The organism is Pseudomonas sp. UBA4617, assembly GCF_002386445.1.
Taxonomy (GTDB): Bacteria; Pseudomonadota; Gammaproteobacteria; order Pseudomonadales; family Pseudomonadaceae; genus Aquipseudomonas.
This window is the reverse complement of the sequence record NZ_DGIR01000021.1, coordinates 222,446-240,597: the sequence shown is the minus strand read 5'-3', so window position 1 is coordinate 240,597 and position 18,152 is coordinate 222,446. Positions and strand designations below refer to the sequence as shown.

Annotated in this window: 16 protein-coding genes and 1 pseudogene; 8 read left to right on the top strand and 9 right to left on the bottom strand. The window is 63.4% G+C overall.

Annotation, left to right across the window (positions count from 1 at the left end):
- Positions 1-176: 176 nt before the first annotated feature.
- On the top strand, positions 177-473 hold the full coding sequence (locus B4L76_RS08990; protein ID WP_296231902.1) for an Lrp/AsnC family transcriptional regulator: 297 nt from the start codon (positions 177-179) through the stop codon (positions 471-473).
- 6 nt (positions 474-479) lie between these two features.
- On the opposite strand, the gene B4L76_RS08985 is transcribed toward B4L76_RS08990, so the two are convergent.
- From B4L76_RS08985 to chrA, 3 genes are all read right to left on the bottom strand, one after another.
- The gene (locus B4L76_RS08985) at positions 480-707 is read right to left on the bottom strand and encodes a GNAT family N-acetyltransferase (protein ID WP_296231947.1); all 228 of its coding nucleotides are present in this window, start codon (positions 705-707) and stop codon (positions 480-482) included.
- A gap of 77 nt (positions 708-784) precedes the next feature.
- Positions 785-1,147: a hypothetical protein gene (locus B4L76_RS08980; RefSeq protein ID WP_296231949.1), complete on the bottom strand. Its 363-nt coding sequence runs from the start codon at positions 1,145-1,147 to the stop codon at positions 785-787.
- Positions 1,148-1,231: 84 nt separating this feature from the next.
- The gene (gene chrA / locus B4L76_RS08975) at positions 1,232-2,602 is read right to left on the bottom strand and encodes a chromate efflux transporter (protein ID WP_296231901.1); all 1,371 of its coding nucleotides are present in this window, start codon (positions 2,600-2,602) and stop codon (positions 1,232-1,234) included.
- Positions 2,603-2,890: 288 nt separating this feature from the next.
- Here chrA and B4L76_RS08970 point away from each other — a divergent pair, with 288 nt between their 5' ends.
- The 3 genes from B4L76_RS08970 (at position 2,891) to B4L76_RS08955 (ending at position 5,311) form a co-directional block, all read left to right on the top strand.
- Complete coding sequence (locus B4L76_RS08970) at positions 2,891-3,331, top strand: YqaA family protein (RefSeq protein WP_296231900.1); 441 nt, start codon at positions 2,891-2,893, stop codon at positions 3,329-3,331.
- Positions 3,328-4,062, top strand: coding sequence for a TraX family protein (locus B4L76_RS08965; protein ID WP_296231898.1), 735 nt, complete (start codon positions 3,328-3,330; stop codon positions 4,060-4,062). The genes B4L76_RS08970 and B4L76_RS08965 overlap by 4 nt, the downstream gene beginning before the upstream one ends.
- A gap of 319 nt (positions 4,063-4,381) precedes the next feature.
- Complete coding sequence (locus B4L76_RS08955; protein ID WP_296231895.1) at positions 4,382-5,311, top strand: malate dehydrogenase; 930 nt, start codon at positions 4,382-4,384, stop codon at positions 5,309-5,311.
- A 58-nt stretch (positions 5,312-5,369) separates the two neighbouring features.
- Here B4L76_RS08955 and B4L76_RS08950 read toward each other — a convergent pair whose 3' ends face one another.
- Positions 5,370-6,191: an amino acid ABC transporter permease gene (locus B4L76_RS08950; protein WP_296231893.1), complete on the bottom strand. Its 822-nt coding sequence runs from the start codon at positions 6,189-6,191 to the stop codon at positions 5,370-5,372.
- Positions 6,188-7,009: an ABC transporter substrate-binding protein gene (locus B4L76_RS08945; protein WP_296231891.1), complete on the bottom strand. Its 822-nt coding sequence runs from the start codon at positions 7,007-7,009 to the stop codon at positions 6,188-6,190. Before B4L76_RS08945 ends, B4L76_RS08950 begins: the two co-directional genes overlap by 4 nt.
- A gap of 118 nt (positions 7,010-7,127) precedes the next feature.
- Here B4L76_RS08945 and B4L76_RS08940 point away from each other — a divergent pair, with 118 nt between their 5' ends.
- Both B4L76_RS08940 and B4L76_RS24235 read left to right on the top strand, forming a co-directional pair.
- The gene (locus tag B4L76_RS08940) at positions 7,128-8,012 is read left to right on the top strand and encodes a homocysteine S-methyltransferase family protein (RefSeq protein WP_296231946.1); all 885 of its coding nucleotides are present in this window, start codon (positions 7,128-7,130) and stop codon (positions 8,010-8,012) included.
- A 73-nt stretch (positions 8,013-8,085) separates the two neighbouring features.
- Positions 8,086-8,260 (top strand): annotated as a pseudogene (locus B4L76_RS24235) (RidA family protein); the annotation flags it as partial.
- A gap of 65 nt (positions 8,261-8,325) precedes the next feature.
- Here the strand turns inward: B4L76_RS24235 and B4L76_RS08935 are convergent.
- The 4 genes from B4L76_RS08935 to B4L76_RS08920 all read right to left on the bottom strand — a co-directional run bounded on the left by B4L76_RS08935 (position 8,326) and on the right by B4L76_RS08920 (position 15,605).
- Positions 8,326-9,273 carry an arsenic resistance protein gene (locus B4L76_RS08935; RefSeq protein WP_296231890.1) on the bottom strand — a complete coding sequence of 316 codons (948 nt, stop codon included), beginning with the start codon at positions 9,271-9,273 and terminating at the stop codon, positions 8,326-8,328.
- A 283-nt stretch (positions 9,274-9,556) separates the two neighbouring features.
- Positions 9,557-10,144, bottom strand: a complete 588-nt coding sequence (locus B4L76_RS08930) for a hypothetical protein (protein ID WP_296231889.1) — start codon at positions 10,142-10,144, stop codon at positions 9,557-9,559.
- A 148-nt stretch (positions 10,145-10,292) separates the two neighbouring features.
- Positions 10,293-11,546, bottom strand: a complete 1,254-nt coding sequence (glyA, locus tag B4L76_RS08925) for a serine hydroxymethyltransferase (protein WP_296231888.1) — start codon at positions 11,544-11,546, stop codon at positions 10,293-10,295.
- A 231-nt stretch (positions 11,547-11,777) separates the two neighbouring features.
- Positions 11,778-15,605, bottom strand: a complete 3,828-nt coding sequence (locus B4L76_RS08920) for a sensor domain-containing protein (RefSeq protein ID WP_296231886.1) — start codon at positions 15,603-15,605, stop codon at positions 11,778-11,780.
- Positions 15,606-15,853: 248 nt separating this feature from the next.
- Here B4L76_RS08920 and B4L76_RS08915 point away from each other — a divergent pair, with 248 nt between their 5' ends.
- Both B4L76_RS08915 and ettA read left to right on the top strand, forming a co-directional pair.
- On the top strand, positions 15,854-16,252 hold the full coding sequence (locus B4L76_RS08915; RefSeq protein WP_296231884.1) for a hypothetical protein: 399 nt from the start codon (positions 15,854-15,856) through the stop codon (positions 16,250-16,252).
- 228 nt (positions 16,253-16,480) lie between these two features.
- The gene (gene ettA, locus B4L76_RS08910; RefSeq protein WP_296231883.1) at positions 16,481-18,148 is read left to right on the top strand and encodes an energy-dependent translational throttle protein EttA; all 1,668 of its coding nucleotides are present in this window, start codon (positions 16,481-16,483) and stop codon (positions 18,146-18,148) included.
- The last annotated feature ends 4 nt before the right edge of the window (positions 18,149-18,152 follow it).

The following is an 18,152-nucleotide window of genomic DNA, read 5'->3' as shown; positions in this document are numbered from 1 at the left end:
CATCCTATTTGTCGATAGCCATAACTAACTGATCTTTTTATAGATATTCCATTAGTTGAATCAAAAGGCTTCTAATTTCTGGCGCTCGAAACGCGGGATCTAACGGCAAAAACCGGCTCAAGCGGCTGGAAGACGACGGCTATATCAAGCGCTACCAGGCGATCCTCGACAAGCAAGTGCTGGGCTTCGACATCACGGCATTCATCCAGCTGTCGGTGGATTCCCATACCCCCGAATGCACCCGTGACCTCGAACAGCGGCTGACCGCCTCGCCCGAAGTGATGGCGCTGTACAACGTCACCGGCGACTTCGATTTCCTGGTCTACATCGTCTGCCCGAACATGGAGATCTATTCGCAGTTCGTCGAGCTGACGTTGCGTTCGCTCAAATGCGTCAAACAGATCAAGACTTCAGTCAGCCTACGTGAGATCCGCGCCAGCAGCGACCTGCCGATCTTCTCGATATCCGCTTGAGTCATTTCACGTGGTGGAAGGCTGGGCGTATACGTCCGGGCGGTGGAGTTGCCACAGGTAGTTGGGCCGGTTGACCGGCGTGAAGCCGATCTTTTCATACAACCAGGGAGCGGTGGTAGTGGCCAGGAGGATGCGCCGGAGCGAACGGACCTCGGGTACTTCGAGCAACGTTTCCGACAGGCGCCGCCCCAGGCCCCGACCCCGGTACGCTTCGTCAACGAAGACGTCGCACAGGGAGATGCCGGCGGCCCAGGTCGAGGTGGTGAGGAAGCCGTGGCCGTAAGGGATGTCCAGGCGGGTCTTGTCCAGCGTCAGCGTGATGGCGCCGAGGGCGCGCGTACGGCCAGTAGCACCCCCAGCGCCGCCACCGCCACGCCGAGGTTGTTGACCGTGCTTCGGAAGGAAAACAGCAGGTAGTGGCTGTCGCCCGGTGTCAGGGCGACGAGGGCGGCCTTTGCCGCAGGTGTGAAGAACGCCTTGCTCACTCCTAGCGCCAGGCTCAGCGCGCAGAGTGCGGGCGCGGCGGACACGCCCGTGGCGAACAGGGCATAGGTGGCGATCTGCAACACCAGGCCGACCTTCATCGTCAACAATGGGTTGGTCCGGTGGCCACTGCGCAAGAAAATGCCGGTTTCCTTCATGCGCATCATCTCGGCCGTTTCCGCAGTCGCCATCGGCACTTTCGGGTTCGTCCAGGTGATCTCCGAGTTGTGGCAGGTCGTTCCTCGTTGAGCAGGGGCTGTGAATTGCCCCTGGTTTCAAACCCGCAGCAAATGCACCACCAGGCCAAGCACGGCACAGCCAAACAGCACCTGTATCACCCTCCGCTTGAAGCGGAACAAGGCCACCGCCGCCGCAACCGCAATCACTGCCGAAGGCCAGTCGAACGCGCCAGCGAACCCCTTCGGCCAAAGCACGTGATAGCCGAAGAACATCGCCAGGTTCAGGATCACCCCGACCACCGCCGCCGTAATCCCGGTCAGCGGCGCAGTGAACTTCACCTCGTTATGCGTCGATTCCACCAGCGGCCCACCGCCGAGAATGAACAGGAACGACGGCAGGAAGGTGAACCAGGTGACCAGGCTGGCCGCGACCGCGCCAGCGAGGAACGGGTGTTCCGCGCCAAACATCGGGTGCAGGTAACCCCCAACGAAACCGACGAAAGCCACCACCATGATCAGTGGCCCTGGCGTGGTTTCACCCAGGGCGAGCCCGTCGATCATCTGCGCCGGTGACAGCCAGCCGTAATGCCCGACTGCGCCCTGGTAGACATAGGGCAACACGGCGTAGGCCCCGCCAAAGGTCAACAGCGCCGCCTTGGTAAAGAACCAGCCCATCTGGGTCAGGGTCGCACCCCAGCCAAACGTCAAGGTCAGCAGCGCCATGGGCAGGCACCACAGCGCAGCACCGACCAGCAGCAGGCGCAGCAGGTGACCCCAGCTGAAACGGGCATGTTCGGGCGTCGGTGTGTCGTCATCGATCAGCGCCGGGCCATAGCTGTTCTCCGCTGCGCCATGGCCACCACCGATCACGAACTTGTCCGGGGCAAAGCGGCCGCCTGCATAGCCGATCAGCGCGGCGGCCAGCACGATCAGCGGGAACGGCACGTTGAGCGCGAAGATGGCCACGAACGAGGCCGCGGCCATGGCCCACAGCCAGGCGTTCTTCAGCGCCCGCGAGCCGATCCGGTGGGCCGCGTGAACGACGATGGCGGTGACCGCCGGCTTGATGCCATAGAAGATGCCGGCGACCACCGGCACATCGCCGAAGACGATGTAGACCCAGGACAAGCCAATCAGGATGAACAGTGAAGGCAGCACGAACAACGCGCCGGCAATCACGCCGCCCCAGGTGCGGTGCATCAGCCAGCCGATGTACGTGGCGAGCTGCTGGGCCTCGGGGCCGGGCAGCAGCATGCAGTAGTTCAGTGCATGCAGGAAACGCTTTTCGCTGATCCAGCGGCGGCGCTCCACCAGCTCCTGGTGCATGATCGAAATCTGCCCGGCGGGCCCGCCAAAGCTGATGAAACCCAGCTTGAGCCAGAACAGGAAGGCCTCGAACAGGCCGACCGGCCGCAAGGCGGCGTGCGGCTTTGACTGTTCGCTCGCGGCGGAGGGGCTATCAATCATTTTCGATTTCCTTACTTGCGAAAGCCGTCAGCAGCCCATCGAAGATGCCCCCGGCAACTGTAGTCAGTTGGCTGTGATTGCCATTGCTTTCTCACAAGTTTGCGAGGATACGCTCTATACCCGGTCCCTCGGAAGGTTGGTTGCCTCCTCAGGCAAGTACAGGCCATGTCGCGTTGACCCTCTCCCCAAGGGGGGCTAGCATCGCCAGCGAAACGTCCCGCTGGCCGAGCCCCAACAGCAATCGGCCGCTCCTCAAATGCAAGCAGATCACCAGGTACCTGTAGCGCCGTGTTCGAACTCACCAGCTACCTCGGGCTGTTCCTGGCCGCGTTTGCAGCGGCAACCGTGTTGCCCATGCAATCGGAAGCGGCGCTGGTCGCGATGCTGGTGTCCGGGCACTACCTGGCGGTGCTACTGGTCGCGGTGGCCACTGCCGGCAACGTGCTTGGCTCAGTGGTGAACTGGGTGCTTGGCCGGGGCGTCGAACATTTCCGCCACAAGCGCTGGTTCCCGGTCAGCGAGGCCAAGCTGGAGAAGGCGCAGGTCATGTACCGGCGCTACGGATACTGGTCACTGCTGCTGAGCTGGGTGCCGCTGATCGGCGATCCGATCACCCTGGTGGCCGGGGTCATGCGCGAACCGTTCTGGCGGTTCCTGCTGCTGGTCATCCTGGCCAAGGGCGGGCGTTACCTGGCGCTGACGCTTGTGGTGCTCGGGGGCATGCCATGACGCCGGACCCCGTTTGCCCGGTGGCAGCGCGGCACACCGGCCAGGACCTGATCAAGTGGATCGCCTTGGTCACCATGGTGCTCGACCACATGCGGTTGGCCTGGCCAGCGACCTCTGGCCTGTTCGTGCTCGGCCGCCTGTCCTTTCCCTTGTTCTGCCTGGCAGTGGCGATCAATGTCTCGCGAAACCCGCAAGGCGAGTTGTTCACCCGCAGCAACGGTCGCTACCTCGCACTTCTGCTGCTGTTCGCTGCGCTTTCCGAAGTGCCTTACCGGCTGGCCGGCAGTTCGGAAACCTTCAACGTGCTGGTCACCCTGGCGCTGGGCCTCATGGTCGCTTGGGGAGTGCAGCACCGCACCCTCGAAAGCCTGCTGGTGGCGGGTGCTGCGATGGTGGCGGGCTATGTGTTGAGCGAACCGTTGATGTACGGTTTTTACGGAGTATTGCTCCCTGCGGCCCTGGTGCTGGCAATCAAGCGCCCCGAGCGGTTTCTGGTCATCCCGGTCGCTTTGTGCGTGCTGATCAACACGCGAACCGACCTCTTCGAGCGGGCTGCGCAGCTTGAGCCATTCGCGATCCTGGCGCTGCTGACCGCAGCCCTGGCGCCGCTGCTTGGGTTGGCCCTGTTCCGGGCCCGCCTGCCGTTCAAGGTCTGGCCCGTCACGCAGTGGAGCTACTGGTTCTACCCCGGTCACCTGCTGGCGCTGTCGGGCATTCGCCAGCTGTTGTAGCGCTTATCACTCAATCGCAGGCCGCTCATTGAACGCGCCGGCTGTCGGCCACGCCTCGGCCTGGGCAATTGCTGGTCGTTGGGGACTCTGCGTGCGTCAGGGGTATACGGCACGATGCACCGCGCCGACATCGAGCGGCAGATGATAGGCACTCCCCAGCGCATGTTGAGCAAGCCCCTGCGCTGGCTGGAGCGCGCTGAGCTGGTCAGTCGTCACTACCGTGCATCGTCCCGCCACTGGCCATTCAGCCCCGGCAGGCAATACTTCATCTCTATACGCAGGCGTGTTCCTGGTGGCGCGCGCCGCTGGGAGGTGTCAGGTGAACAAACTGTCAATCGTAGGCGCCGGCATTGTCGGCGAGGCGGCGGCGCAGATCATTGCCCGGGACGAGCTGTGCCGTGAACTGGTGCTGATGGACGTGCAGGGTGAAATGGCCAAGGGCAAGGCGCTGGACGTGTGGCAAGCGGCAGTCGAATCAGGTTCCGATACCCGCGTGCATGGCGGCGGCCACGCCGAGTTGTTGCAGGGTTCCGAGCTGGTGGTGATCACCGCAGGCGTGCCACGTAAGCCGGGCCAGTCGCGTCAGGATGTACTCGCGACCAACCTGCCCATCCTCGACGGCATCATGGCGGACATCAAGCATCATGCGCCGGCGGCTACAGTGCTGGTAGTGTCCAACCCGGTCGACGTGCTCACCTACCGCGCCTGGAGCCTCAGCGGGCAAGGGCGCAACAAGGTGTTCGGCCAGGCCGGTGTGCTGGATACCGCGCGGATGAAGTGCTTCATCGCCGAGCAGACCGGTTTCTCGGCCCGCGATATCACCGCGCTGGTGCTGGGCGGGCATGGCGACAGCATGGTGCCGCTGATGCGCTACTGCCAGATCGGCTCGGTGCCGTTGTCGCACTTCCTGTCCGGTGAGCAGATCGAGCAGATCGTCGAGCGCACGCGCAAAGGTGGCGGCGAGATCCTTGGCTTGAAGAAACTGGGCAGCGCCTGTGATGCGCCGGGTGTGGCCATTGCGCAGATGGTGGATGCGATCGCCAACGGGCGAAACCGCATCTTGCCGGCAGTAGCGATTCTGCAGGGCGAGTATGGGCGCAAGGATATTGCCATGGGCGTGCCTTGCGTACTGGCAGAGGAGGGGCTGGCGCGGGTGATCGAGCTGCCGTTGGATACGCAGGAGCAGGCGATGTTCGACCAGTCGGCCGATCAGGTGGCGCGGGATATCGCCGAAATGAAAGCGCTGTGACTCTCTGTGGGAGCGGGCGCACCCGCTCCCACAGCAAGCTGCCTACCGAGCCTGGCCCTCAGCGCTGATAAGCCCGGCCAAAATGCCGCTCCAGCCGCGCCTGCACCAGTTCCAGCAGTATCGACAGCACCCAGTAGATGACTGCTGCCGTGGTCAGCATCTCCAGGTAGCGATAGCTCGAGCGCCCGTACGACTGCGCCAGGAACATCACCTCCCAGACGCCCATCACCGAGATCAGCGACGAGTCCTTGAGCATCGAGATGAACTGGTTGGCCGTCGGTGGAATGATCACGCGCATGGCCTGGGGCAGGACGATGTGCCAGAAGATCTGCGGCGTGCGCATGCCCAGCGCCAGCGCCGCTTCACGCTGCCCGCGGGCGACACCGAGGATGCCGGCGCGGAAGATCTCGCTCAGGTAGGCGCCGTAGTTCAGCGACAGGGCGATGATGCCGGCACTGATGGCGCCCGGCACCAGGCCTAGCTGTGGCAGGCCCAGGTAGATCAGCAGGATCTGGATCAGCAGCGGCGTGCCGCGGAAGAACGAGGTGTAGAAGCTGGCGATGCCCACCAGCACCGCACTGTTCGACAAGCGCGCCAAGGCCGCGGCAAAGCCGAACAGCACCGACGCCAGCATCGAACACAGGCACAGGAACAGGGTCAGCGCCGCACCCTGGAGAAAGCCGTTTGGCCCCAGCTTGAAACCGGCAAGGTTGGGGAACTTCTCCAGGATGATCGAGAACTTCAGGTCGAAGCTGAGGAAAAACGCGACGAACAGGCCGAACAGCGCCAACCAGGTCAACAGCAAGCGGGTACGAAAGCCTAACAGGCTGGCACCCGTGGTTTTCACCACGGGCTTGAGGGGCGGGGGGAAAGTGCTCATTTGCTGATATCGGCGCCGATCCATTTCTGCGACAGCTTGGCCAGGGTGCCATCAGCCTTCAGCTCGGCAAACACCTGGCGTACCTTGGCATCCCACTCGGGGTCGCCTTTTTCGATGGCCACCGAGTTCGGCTCTTCGTACAGCGGGGCGCCGGCCAGCTTGAAGCGCTTGTCCTGGTCCAGGCGCGGCTGCGCGGTCACCAGGTTGGTGAGGATGGCGTCCAGGCGCACGCCGGCGCCCAGGCCCAGGTCCTGGAAGGCGACGTTGTCGGTGTCGTACGGCGCGATCTGCACGAAGTCGAAGGGGTAGTCGATCTTCTGCTCTTCCTTGCCTTCGATCACCAGGTTCTTGTTCAGGTAGCTCTCGTAGCTCGATGCACTGGTCAGGCCGACCTTGCGGCCGTCCAGGTCCTTCGCACCGTGGATGCGCTCATCCTTGGCGTTGACCACGATCACTGCAGGCGAGGCGTAGTACTCCACCGGGAAGTCGAACACTTCGGCGCGGGCCTTGCTTGGGGTCATCGAGCAGATGCAGATGTCATAGCGGCCACTCCAGCGGCCAGCGGCGATCACGTCCCACGACGGGGTCTCCAGGCGCAGCTTGACGCCCAGCTTGTCTGCCACGGCCTTGGCCACATCCACGTCGAAGCCAGCCAGCTGGTTCTGCTCGTTGACGAAGGAGAATGGCGGGTAGCTTTCCATCAGCACGTTGACCAGTTCCTTGCGCGATTCAACCCGCTCCAGCGTGGCGCCAGCAAAAGCCTGGGAAGCAGCCGCGAGCAGCACGAGGCCCGTACCGAGCACAGTAGAAAAACGCATGTACATACCTGAAATGTTGGCCAATGAGGAGAAAGTGTATTTAATAGTTATAAACCAAACTCACATAATGAATTTAATTCATAAGAACCTGCAGAGTAGTTATATGAAACAGCGAGCGATGGTGATTCTCGACGGTGGCATGGGCCGTGAACTGCAGCGCAGTGGGGCGCCGTTTCGCCAGCCTGAATGGTCGGCCCTGGCGCTGAGCGAGGCGCCCGAAGCGGTGGTTGGCGTTCACGCCGCATTCATCGCCGCAGGTGCCCAGGTCATTACCAGCAACAGTTATGCGGTAGTGCCTTTCCACATTGGCGAGGAGCGTTTTGCCAAGGAAGGGCGCCAGCTGGCCAATATCGCAGGGCAACTGGCGCGGCACGCGGCCGATGTTGGCGCGCACCCGGTCAAGGTTGCAGGTTCGCTGCCGCCGCTGTTCGGTTCCTACCGCCCGGACCTGTTCCAGCCCGAGCGCGTCGAGGAAGTGCTGTCGCCGCTGTTGCAGGGCTTGGCTCCGCATGTCGACCTGTGGCTGGCCGAAACCCAGAGCTCGGTTGCCGAAGTACGGGCTATCCACGCCCACTTGCCGGAAGACGGCAAGCCGTTCTGGGTATCGTTCACCTTGCAGGACGAGGACGTGGACGAAACCCCGCGCCTGCGTTCCGGCGAGCCGGTGGCCGAGGCCATCGAAGCTGTGGTTGGCCTGGGGGCGGCGGCCGTGCTGTTCAACTGCAGCCAACCCGAGGTCATCGGCGCTGCAGTGGATGTGGCGCGCTCGGTGATCGAGCGACACAACGCTGACGTGGCCATCGGCGCCTATGCCAACGCCTTCCCGCCGCAACCGAAGGAAGCCACCGCCAATGACGGCCTGGATGAGCTGCGCGAAGACCTCGACCCGCCCGGTTACCTGGCCTGGGCCGCGGACTGGCGCAAGCGTGGTGCCAGCATGGTTGGTGGCTGCTGTGGCATCGGCCCGGAGCACATTGCCGAGCTGAAGCGCAATCTGCTGTGAAGCCATGAAGGGGCCGGACGGCTGCCGCACCCGCCTGGCCCCAGCCATTAAAGAAATGCCACTCAGGCCCCAGATCGACAGGCTGATGGCTGAAGCCAGGGTAAGCAAGGACCAGTTGACGCGGGTGCAGCTGTGGATCGCCGCCTACCGGCACTTCGACCTGGGGCAACGAGGTGTACGACCCCTGGTTGCAGGGCTGTGCCAAACCGGCGCGGGCCTGTGTCGGCGCCGACCTGGGGGAGGGCTAGCTGGCCGAGGTGCAGCGTGTCTGGTAGCGAGCGCATGTGACCGGCGGTGGCCGATACCCGCGGCGTCAGCGCACCAGACGTGGTACAACCCGTACGTAGGCGAGCTCGCTCAGCAGCTCGATCAATGTCTGGGTAATCACGGCTGCCGCTGCCAACCCGCGCATCTCGTCCGGCAACGCCAACGCCAGCGGTAGCACCACCAGCGAGTTGCGCGTGGCGGCGCTGAAGGTTACCGCGCGTGCTTCGCTGGCCGGCAGGCGCAACAGGCGCGCCGCGAGCATGCCGAGCCCCGGTGCCGCAAGCATGAAACCCAGGTATACCGGAATCACAGGCAGCAAACGCTCGAAGTCATCGAACACCACGGTGATCTGCGAAGCGATCACCACCATCAGCACCAAAGCCATCGCCGGTACCGGCAGCCATGCCCAGGCGCTGTTCCACGCTGCGACCATGCGTGAGCGACGGGCGCCGGCGCTGGTGAGTACGGCCAGCGCCAGCGGTAGCACGATCAGCAGCACGAAGGCCTCCACGAACGGGGTGATGGCGAGCGGCACGTTGTCACCCAGCAGCAGCGCCAGGTACAGCGGCAGCAGCGCCAGTTGCGCCAGCAACAGCACAGGTGTGGCGGCCAGGGTCAGGCGTGCATCGCCTTTGCCGATGTGGGTGAACACCACCACATAGTCGATGCACGGGGTCAGCAGCACCAGCAGTGCGCCGACGAGGATTGCCGGCTGGTCGCCCAGCCCGGGGGTGATGGCCCAGACCAGCAGCGGCACAAGAATGAAGTTGGCCAGCAGCAGGGCGGCGATGAAGCGGCGGTTACCCAGGCCTTGGCGCAGGTCGAGGAAGGGAATCTGCAGGAACATCGCATACATCAGCACGGCGATGGCAGGCGTGATCAGGGCTTGCAAATGGCCAGCGGTGTCGCTGGCCAGCAGGCCGAAGGCGACGGCGGCGAGTACGGCGACGAAATAGATCGGGATCTGCCGGGTTTCGAGTTGCTCTCTGGTCAAAGCTAAGCCTGTGTCTGATCGCGCTCAAGATGGCACAGAGTAACGTAATAGCGGGTGGTGGTTTTATTTACAGGCACTTTTAGCAGGCCTGTTGCCGGCCAACCAGCCCCGCAGGTTCCAGAGCCTGCCGAGCGTAGCGTCGGTCAGGGAATACTCCCTCCCCGGTTTGCGGGCGTTGCTCAGGACAATGTCCGACGCTTGAGCGGCCTCAAAGGTACCCGGGAAGGTCAGTGCCATCTGGTCAGTCGTGGCTGGCCTTGTTGAAAAGTGATTGAACTCAGCGTCAAGCCCAGTCGACTCCGCGTTCGATGATGTTCAGGCGCAAAGATGTGGCAGGTACGGATCTGCGAGTGATGAGATAGCCGCCTTCACCGGTGCCGATCAGGTTGGTGGCCAGGCGTTGCGCGCTCTCGGCGCATTCGAGGTTGAGCATGGCGAAGTCGTTGGGTAGGTCGGCAAGGGTGATGGCTTGGCCTGTATGAGCCAGACGCAGCAGCCAAGGTGACGGGACGGCACCTTCTACCGGAGCGACGTTGGCAACGCCATATTTGCTCTTGAACACGGCTTGCCCGTAATGCGCACCACCACGCACATACAGGTGGTAGCCCTGATCGCTGTGACGGAAGTAGAAGAGGGTGGGAGACACCTCGCCTTTGAGATGGAAGTCCACCTGCCCGGCCTTTCGGGCAGCATCCCAGGCTTCATCAGGACCGCTCAATACGCCAAGCGCCTTATCGATATCCATCATGCCCAGGCTGGAGTCGGGGTGGGCCACCTGGATACTGCCTTCTGCTGCATCGCTGAGCACGGTAATTGGATGGCCATTAACCAGTAGCGTGGCAGTAAAGGAAAGGGTTTCGTGAGCCGTCATGTGCAGTCTCCTGCTCGCTGATTGGAGGAAGCGGCAGGTTATGCAGCCTGGTTCACCCAACCCATTCGGAAGTACTACCGCCGTCAGGCGCCAGGTATGAAAAAGCCCGGCACAAGGCCGGGCTTTCTTTACCTCAGGCTGGTGCCAATCAGTTGCCGTAGACCGGCAGCTTCTTGCAGATAGCCTTGACCTTCTCACGTACGGCGTCGATGACCGCTTCGTTGTTCAGGTCAGCCAGGATGTCGCAGATCCAGCCAGCCAGCTCGCGGCACTCGGCTTCCTTGAAACCACGGGTGGTCACGGCCGGGGTGCCGAAACGCAGGCCCGAGGTGACGAATGGGGAACGTGGGTCATTCGGTACCGAGTTCTTGTTCACGGTGATGAAGGCCTTGCCCAGTGCGGCGTCAGCATCCTTGCCGGAGATTTCCTGCTTGATCAGCGACAGCAGGAACAGGTGGTTCTGGGTGCCACCGGAAACCACGTCGAAACCACGCTCGATGAACACGCTGGCCATGGCCTGGGCGTTCTTCACCACCTGCTGCTGGTAAGCCTTGAACTCAGGCTGCAGGGCTTCCTTGAAGCAGATGGCCTTGGCCGCGATGACGTGCTCCAGCGGGCCGCCCTGGGCGCCCGGGAAGACGGCGGAGTTCAGCTTCTTCTCGACCTCTTCGTTCTTGCGAGCGAGGATCAGGCCGCCGCGCGGGCCGCGCAGGGTCTTGTGGGTGGTGGTGGTGACCACGTCGGCGAACGGCACCGGGTTCGGGTACACGCCAGCGGCAACCAGGCCGGCAACGTGGGCCATGTCGACGAACAGGTAGGCACCGACCTTGTCGGCGATGGCGCGGAAGCGGGCGAAGTCCAGAACCTGCGAGTAGGCCGAGAAGCCGGCAACGATCATCTTCGGCTTGTGCTCGACCGCCAGGCGCTCGACTTCGTCGTAGTCGATCAGGCCGTTGGCATCGATGCCGTACTGGATGGCGTTGTACAGTTTGCCCGAAGAGCTGACCGAAGCACCGTGGGTCAGGTGACCACCGTGGGCCAGGCTCATGCCCAGGATGGTGTCACCGGCCGACAGCAGGGCCAGGTAGACAGCGGCGTTGGCCTGGGAGCCGGCGTGCGGCTGAACGTTGGCGTAGTCGGCGCCGAACAGCTGCTTGGCACGGTCGATGGCCAGTTGCTCGACGACGTCGACGTACTCGCAACCACCGTAGTAGCGCTTGCCCGGGTAGCCTTCGGCGTACTTGTTGGTCAGGACCGAGCCCTGGGCTTCCATGACTGCCGGGCTGGTGTAGTTTTCCGAAGCGATCAGCTCGATATGCTCTTCCTGGCGCAGAGCTTCTTGCTGCATGGCTTCGAAGAGCTCGGCGTCGTACTTGGCAATGGTCAAATCACGGCTGAACATGGCGGTCCTCAAGGATCGGGGTGAATTGGGGGGGCATTCTAACCGATTGATTCGCCGCTGGCATATGAAGTGGCATCAAGTCGCGGACCAATGGGCTTCATGTTGTATCCCGCGCCGTGTCTGGGCTGGGCGGGGGTCGGAGTTGACTCTCAGGTCCGTTTTCAGGCCCAGGTCCCAGGCGCGGCACGGGCCGCTCCTGCAAGTGCCCGGGTATGCCGGGAGAGGGCAGGCTCAATTGAACATGAACAACGTCTCGTTGGCGAACTGCGCCTCGAACTGATGCGCTGGCATCGGCCGCCCGAACAGGTAGCCCTGCACCTCGTCACAGCCATGCTCGCGGAGGAATTCCAGTTGCTCGTGGGTTTCCACGCCTTCGGCGATCACCGCCAGGTTGAGGCTGTGGGCCATGGCGATGATCGCCCGGGCAATCTGCGCATCCTGCTCGCCTTCCGGCAGGCCGTCGACGAAGGTGCGGTCGATCTTCAGCACGTCGATGGGGAACTGCTTGAGGTAGTTCAGCGACGAGTAGCCGGTGCCGAAATCGTCCACCGCAATGCTCAGGCCGAGGTTTTTCAGGCCGGCCAGAATCTGCAGTGCTTCATTCACCTCGCGCATCAGGATGCTTTCAGTCAGTTCCAGCTCCAGGCACGCCGGTGGCAGGCCGGTTTCTTCCAGGACCCTGGCGATGCGCGTACCCAGCTGGCCGTCGGAAAACTGCCGTGCGGAAATGTTCACCGAAACCTTCGGCACGCGCACCTTGGCCTTGTGCCAGGCATTGAGCTGGCGGCTGGCTTCACGCAGCACCCAGTCGCCCACGTCGACCACCAGGCCCAGTTCCTCGATCACCGGGATGAAGTCGCCCGGCGGCACCAGGCCGCGAGTCGGGTGGCGCCAGCGCAGCAGGGCTTCGGCGCCGGTCAGGCGCTTGCCGTCGCCGCTGAACTGCGGTTGGTAGTAGAGGATGAACTCGTTCTGCTCCATGGCGTGGCGCAGGTCGCTTTCCAGTTCCAGGCGCTCCAGGGCGCTGGCGTTCATCTCGGCCTGGTAGAACTGGAAGTTGTTCTTGCCGCGTTCCTTGGCGTGGTACATGGCGGTGTCGGCGTTTTTCATCAGCTGGCTCAGTTCGCTGCCGTCCTGTGGGCTGAGGGCGATGCCGACACTGGCGGTGACGAAGAACTCGCGGTTCTCCAGCACGAACGGCCGCACCAGGCTGGCGAGGATGTTCTCGGCCACATGAATCGCGCGGTTGAGCGCCATCTCGCGGGTAGCGCGCGGTTGCAGCAGCAGGGTGAACTCGTCGCCGCCCATGCGCGCCACGGTATCGTCGTCATCCACGCAGGCCAGCAGGCGTTGGGCCATGTCCTTGAGCATGCGGTCGCCGGCGGCGTGGCCGAGGGAGTCGTTGATCGGCTTGAAGCGGTCCAGGTCGAGGAACATCAGCACCACCCAGGCCTTCTGCCGCTCGGCCTGCTGCAGGGCGTTGTACAGGCGGTCCTGGAACAGCGTGCGGTTAGGCAGGTGGGTGAGGGCATCGTAGTAGGCCAGGCGGTGAATGCGCTGTTCGCTGGCCTTGCGCTCGCTGATGTCGGTGAAGAAGCACACGTAGCTGGCCAGGTCGCCCTCGTCGTCGAGCACCGCAGTGATGCCGACCCAGGCCGGGTAATGGTCGCCGTCACGGCGCTTGAGCCACACTTCACCTTCCCAGCTGCCGCGCTGGTGCAGCTGCTTGACCACATAGCGCAGGTGGCCTTCCTGCTGCTCGTCGACGGTGAGCATGCCCGGCAGCTGGTCGAGCACCTCGCTGACGGCGTAGCCACTGACGCGGCTGAACGCCTCGTTGGCCTGGACGATATAGCCGGCCGGGTCAGTGATGATAATGGCCGAGGTCGAGTGCTCGAATACCGTCGCAGCCATGCGCAGGTCTTTTTCGGCGCGGCGTTGCTGGCTGATGTCGCGGCCCACCCCGAGCACGCCTTCGAAGTGCTGGTCATCGTCCCACACCAGCACCAGGCGCAATTCGATGGGGATCTTGCGACCATCGGCGCGCAGGCAGTCGAACAGGAATAGCTGGGTCGGCAACTGGCTGCGCAGCAGGGCCAGCTGCGCGGGGTCGCCCATGGCCTTGCTGACACGCTCCATCAGGCTGTAGATGCCGGTGAGCTGGGCCGGGTTGGCGATGATCGACTGCCAGCCGTTGGTGAAGATCCAGTCGGCCTGGTAGCCCAGCACGTTCTGCACCGAGGGGCTGACGTAGTTGAGCTGGAGCCGGTTGTCGGTGGAGAAGATCACGTCGCTGATGCTTTCGGCGAGCATGCGGTAGCGCTGCTCGCTGTCGCGCAGCGACTGGCTGGCCTCGATCTGTACCGTCACGTCCTTGCCCACGCCAATGATGCGTGTGACTTGGCCATCGGCGTCACGGGTCAGCACCTGTTCGCGAATGTCGTAGCAGCGCCAGCCGCCATCGCGGTGGCGGAAGCGCAGCTGGCAGTGCAGTGGCTGGTCATGGCCGCTGTCGCGCTGTTGTTGGCGCAGCGCCTGGTAGTGCGTGGCGTCTTCGGGGTGCAGCAGCAACTCCCAGAAGCGGTCGCCCATCTGCGCCAGCTCGGTACGGTCGTAGCCCAGGGTCTGGCCGAGATGACGGTTGCTGAAGATCATCCGCTGGCTGAGCACATCTTGCACGTACAGCTGGTCGGGCACGGTGCGCACGACGTCCGACCAGAAACTCTCACGCTCCAGCAGCGACAGCTCCACCTGCTTGCGGCTGGTGATGTCGCTGATGCTGAGGATCACTGCCTGGTAATCATTGCGCTGTTGCGGCAAGCGGGCCATCAGCCACAGGTGCAGCTCGCCGCCCAGCGGGGCCGCCAGGCGTACTTCCAGCTCCAGCGACGGGCGTTGCTCGATCAGCGCATCGATCAGCTGCATGCCCACGCTGTCGCGCCCGTCGCCGCTGCCTTCGATCAGGCGCTGCCAGGCCCCTTCATGGCACTCGATGTTCAACAACTGGCGTGCCACCTGGTTGATCTCGGTGATCTTCAACTCCAGCAGCAGCGAGCGGCGCAGGCTTGGGTCAAGGGCCAGGCTGTGCTTGAGCGCGGCGCGGTTGCGCAGGTGGTAGCGGTCGAGTTGACCGGGCAGGCTGGACAGGTCGAGCACGCACAAGGCCACGCCAGTGCCTTCGAAGATTTCCTGGTAGCGCCGGCGGTCTTCCTGCAGCGCCCGTTGGCGACGGCGCATGTTGACCAGCGCCAGAACCGGCAGCATTGCGCAGAGCAGCACCAACAGGCATTTGCCCAGCAGCGCGGGCAGCAGCGTCTGGCGCGCCAGCTTGGCGTCGAACAGGCCGCGCAATTGCCAGGTGCTGTTGTCGACGAAGGCCAGCATCACGCTCTGCAGTGGCGCGTTGCTGGTCGGGGTTGGCGCATGGCGTTGCAGTATCTCGCCGCTGCGGCTGTTTTCCAGCAGCCATAACGGCCGGCCAGAGCCATCCAGGTAGGTGACGAGGGGCCGGTAGTAGGCTGGCGCCAGGCGCAACAACCAGGAGCCACCGTTGTCGTCGGCCTGGCGCAGTAGCAGGTAGACGGAGCTGTTGTCGGGCGAGTTGCTGAAGAAATACGGGTGGCCCTGGCTCAGCTTGAGCAATTCGTCAATCAACTGGCGGTCAGGGCTGCCGGCCAGGCTGTCGGCCTGCACCTGCCCGGCAGCATCCAGCCAGGCCAGGCTCTGCAGGTCCGGCAGGTGCCCACGCAGGCTGGCCAGCACGCCGGGCAAGGCTTTCGGCGCCGGTACATTGGCGTAGGGCTGTAGCACATTCACGGCCTGTTGCGCCTTGAACGCCAGGTTCAGGCCCAGGTGGTCGGCCAGTTCGGCGGTGCCTTCCAGGGTTTTCTTGCGCAGGTCGGCCTGGGTATGGCTGAACTGGGCGAACAGTTGCCACACCAGCAGCCCCAGCAGGATCAGGGCCAGTAGCGCCAGCGCACCCTTGATCGACCCGCGCAGGGAGCCCGCAGGCGCTTGTGGCGCGGAACGCAATGACGGCGGATGAGTAAGATTGGTCAAGCGTTGATCCTGCGATTGGGCTGGCGATGGCAGGGGTTAATGATGCACGGTATGTGCCGGTGTCTGGTTGCCAGACCGCAGTGGCGCACTATAAGGCCGGACACCCGAAACGGGCTAGCATGCCTAGGATTATGGCAAAGTGCCAGCCGATATGACCGATGGTGCCGGCCCGCTGGTTCGGCAAGCCCCTGCGACCTGTGCGAGAATAGTGCCCGCTTCACATGACAACGCATCGGAGATGTTCGGTTTTGGTTACTCACTTTTCCACCAATGGCCTCGATTCCGCCTGCGGGCGCAGCAGTCAGACCCTTGTCAGCACTGCCGTGACCGAGGACGTATCGTGCAAATCCTGCCAGCGTTCGCTGAGCAAACCTGAGGTGGCCACAGCCGCCAAGAGCAAGAGCCCGTCGCTGGCTGAACTGCGCAAGACCGCCAAGGCGGCAGCAGAGCCGGCATTTGCCGTAGCCGCGGTCAGCAAGCCGGCCACCAAGGTGGTCAACGTGCCTGCTGCCCAACTGCCGAAGGTGGCGCAACAGCCGGCCCGTGCCGGTGGCTTCAGTGTAAAGGCAGCCTGGGCCGCGCGCCTGGCCGAGCAGGGCGACCGTTGCCGCCTGCCACGCGGCAAGGCCAAGCAGCGTCACGTCTGAGCCATCTTTGGCTGCTGTACCGGCCCCGTCACGGGCTCTCCCGCGAAGGGGCCGGTACCGGCAACCATTCTCCCACGGGGATCACCCCACCATCGGCCCCTCCTGTGCAACGCTGCGCGTTGGCGTAGAATGGTCGACTTTGTTCAATGACACCCCGTAAACATCCCCCTGGCCAGCGTGCCGGGGCGATCGTCGATGTCTTTACCTATCTGATTAGAGGGCTTGGTTTTGGCTCAATACGTCTACACCATGCATCGGCTGAGCAAGGTCGTGCCGCCGAAGCGGGAAATTCTCAAGAATATTTCCCTGTCGTTCTTCCCGGGCGCCAAGATCGGCGTGCTCGGCCTGAACGGCGCCGGTAAATCGACCCTGCTGCGGATCATGGCGGGCGTCGACAAGGAATTCGACGGCGAAGCCCGTCCGATGCCCGACATCAACGTTGGCTACCTGCCGCAGGAACCACAACTGGACCCGAACAAGTCGGTACGTGAGGTGGTCGAGGAAGCGGTCAGCGTCATCAAGGACGCCCAGGCACGCCTGGACGAGGTCTACGCGGCCTATGCCGAACCGGATGCCGACTTCGACAAGCTGGCCGCCGAGCAGGCCAAGCTCGAGGCCATCCTGCAGGCCGCCGATGGCCACAACCTCGAGCGCCAGCTGGACGTTGCCGCTGACGCCCTGCGCCTGCCGGCCTGGGATGCGCGCATCGAGCACCTGTCTGGTGGTGAAAAGCGCCGTGTGGCCCTGTGCCGCCTGCTGCTGTCGGCCCCCGACATGCTGCTGCTGGACGAACCGACCAACCACCTGGATGCCGACTCGGTGGCGTGGCTGGAGCGTTTCCTGCACGACTTCCCGGGCACCGTGGTAGCGATTACCCACGACCGTTACTTCCTCGACAACGTCGCCGGCTGGATCCTGGAACTGGACCGCGGCGCCGGTATCCCGTACGAAGGCAACTACTCGGGCTGGCTGGAAGCCAAGTCCGAGCGCCTGGCGCAGGAATCGAAGCAGCAGAGCGCTCATGAAAAGGCCATGAAAGAGGAACTGGAGTGGGTGCGCAAAGGCGCCAAGGCCCGCCAGTCCAAATCCAAGGCCCGTCTGCAGCGCTTCGAGGAAATGCAGTCGCAGGAATTCCAGAAGCGCAGCGAAACCAACGAGATCTACATCCCGGCCGGTCCGCGCCTGGGTGACAAGGTCATCGAATTCAAGAACGTCACCAAGGGCTACGGCGACCGCGTGCTGATCGACAACCTGTCGTTCTCCATGCCGAAGGGCGCCATCGTCGGTGTGATCGGTGGTAACGGTGCCGGTAAGTCGACCCTGTTCCGCATGCTGATGGGCAAGGAGCAGCCGGACTCGGGCAGTATCGAGATCGGTGAAACCGTGCAGTTGGCCTGCGTCGACCAGAGCCGTGAAGACCTGGACGGCAGCAAGACCGTATTCCAGCAGATTTCCGACGGTTCCGACATGATCCGCATCGGCAACTACGAGATCCCGTCGCGTACCTATGTGGGCCGCTTCAACTTCAAGGGTGGCGACCAGCAGAAGTTCGTCAAGGACCTGTCCGGTGGTGAGCGTGGCCGCCTGCACCTGGCCCTGACCCTGAAGGAGGGCGGCAACGTCCTGCTGCTCGACGAACCGTCCAACGACCTCGACGTCGAAACCCTACGTTCGCTGGAAGAAGCCCTGCTGGACTTCCCGGGCGCCGCGATCGTGATCTCCCACGACCGTTGGTTCCTGGACCGTGTGGCTACCCACATCCTGGCGTACGAAGACGACTCGAACGTGGTGTTCTTCGAAGGCAACTACACCGAGTACGAAGCCGACCGCAAGAAGCGCCTGGGCGATGCCGCTGCCCAGCCACACCGAGTCCGGCACAAGAAGCTGGCCCAGTAAGCCG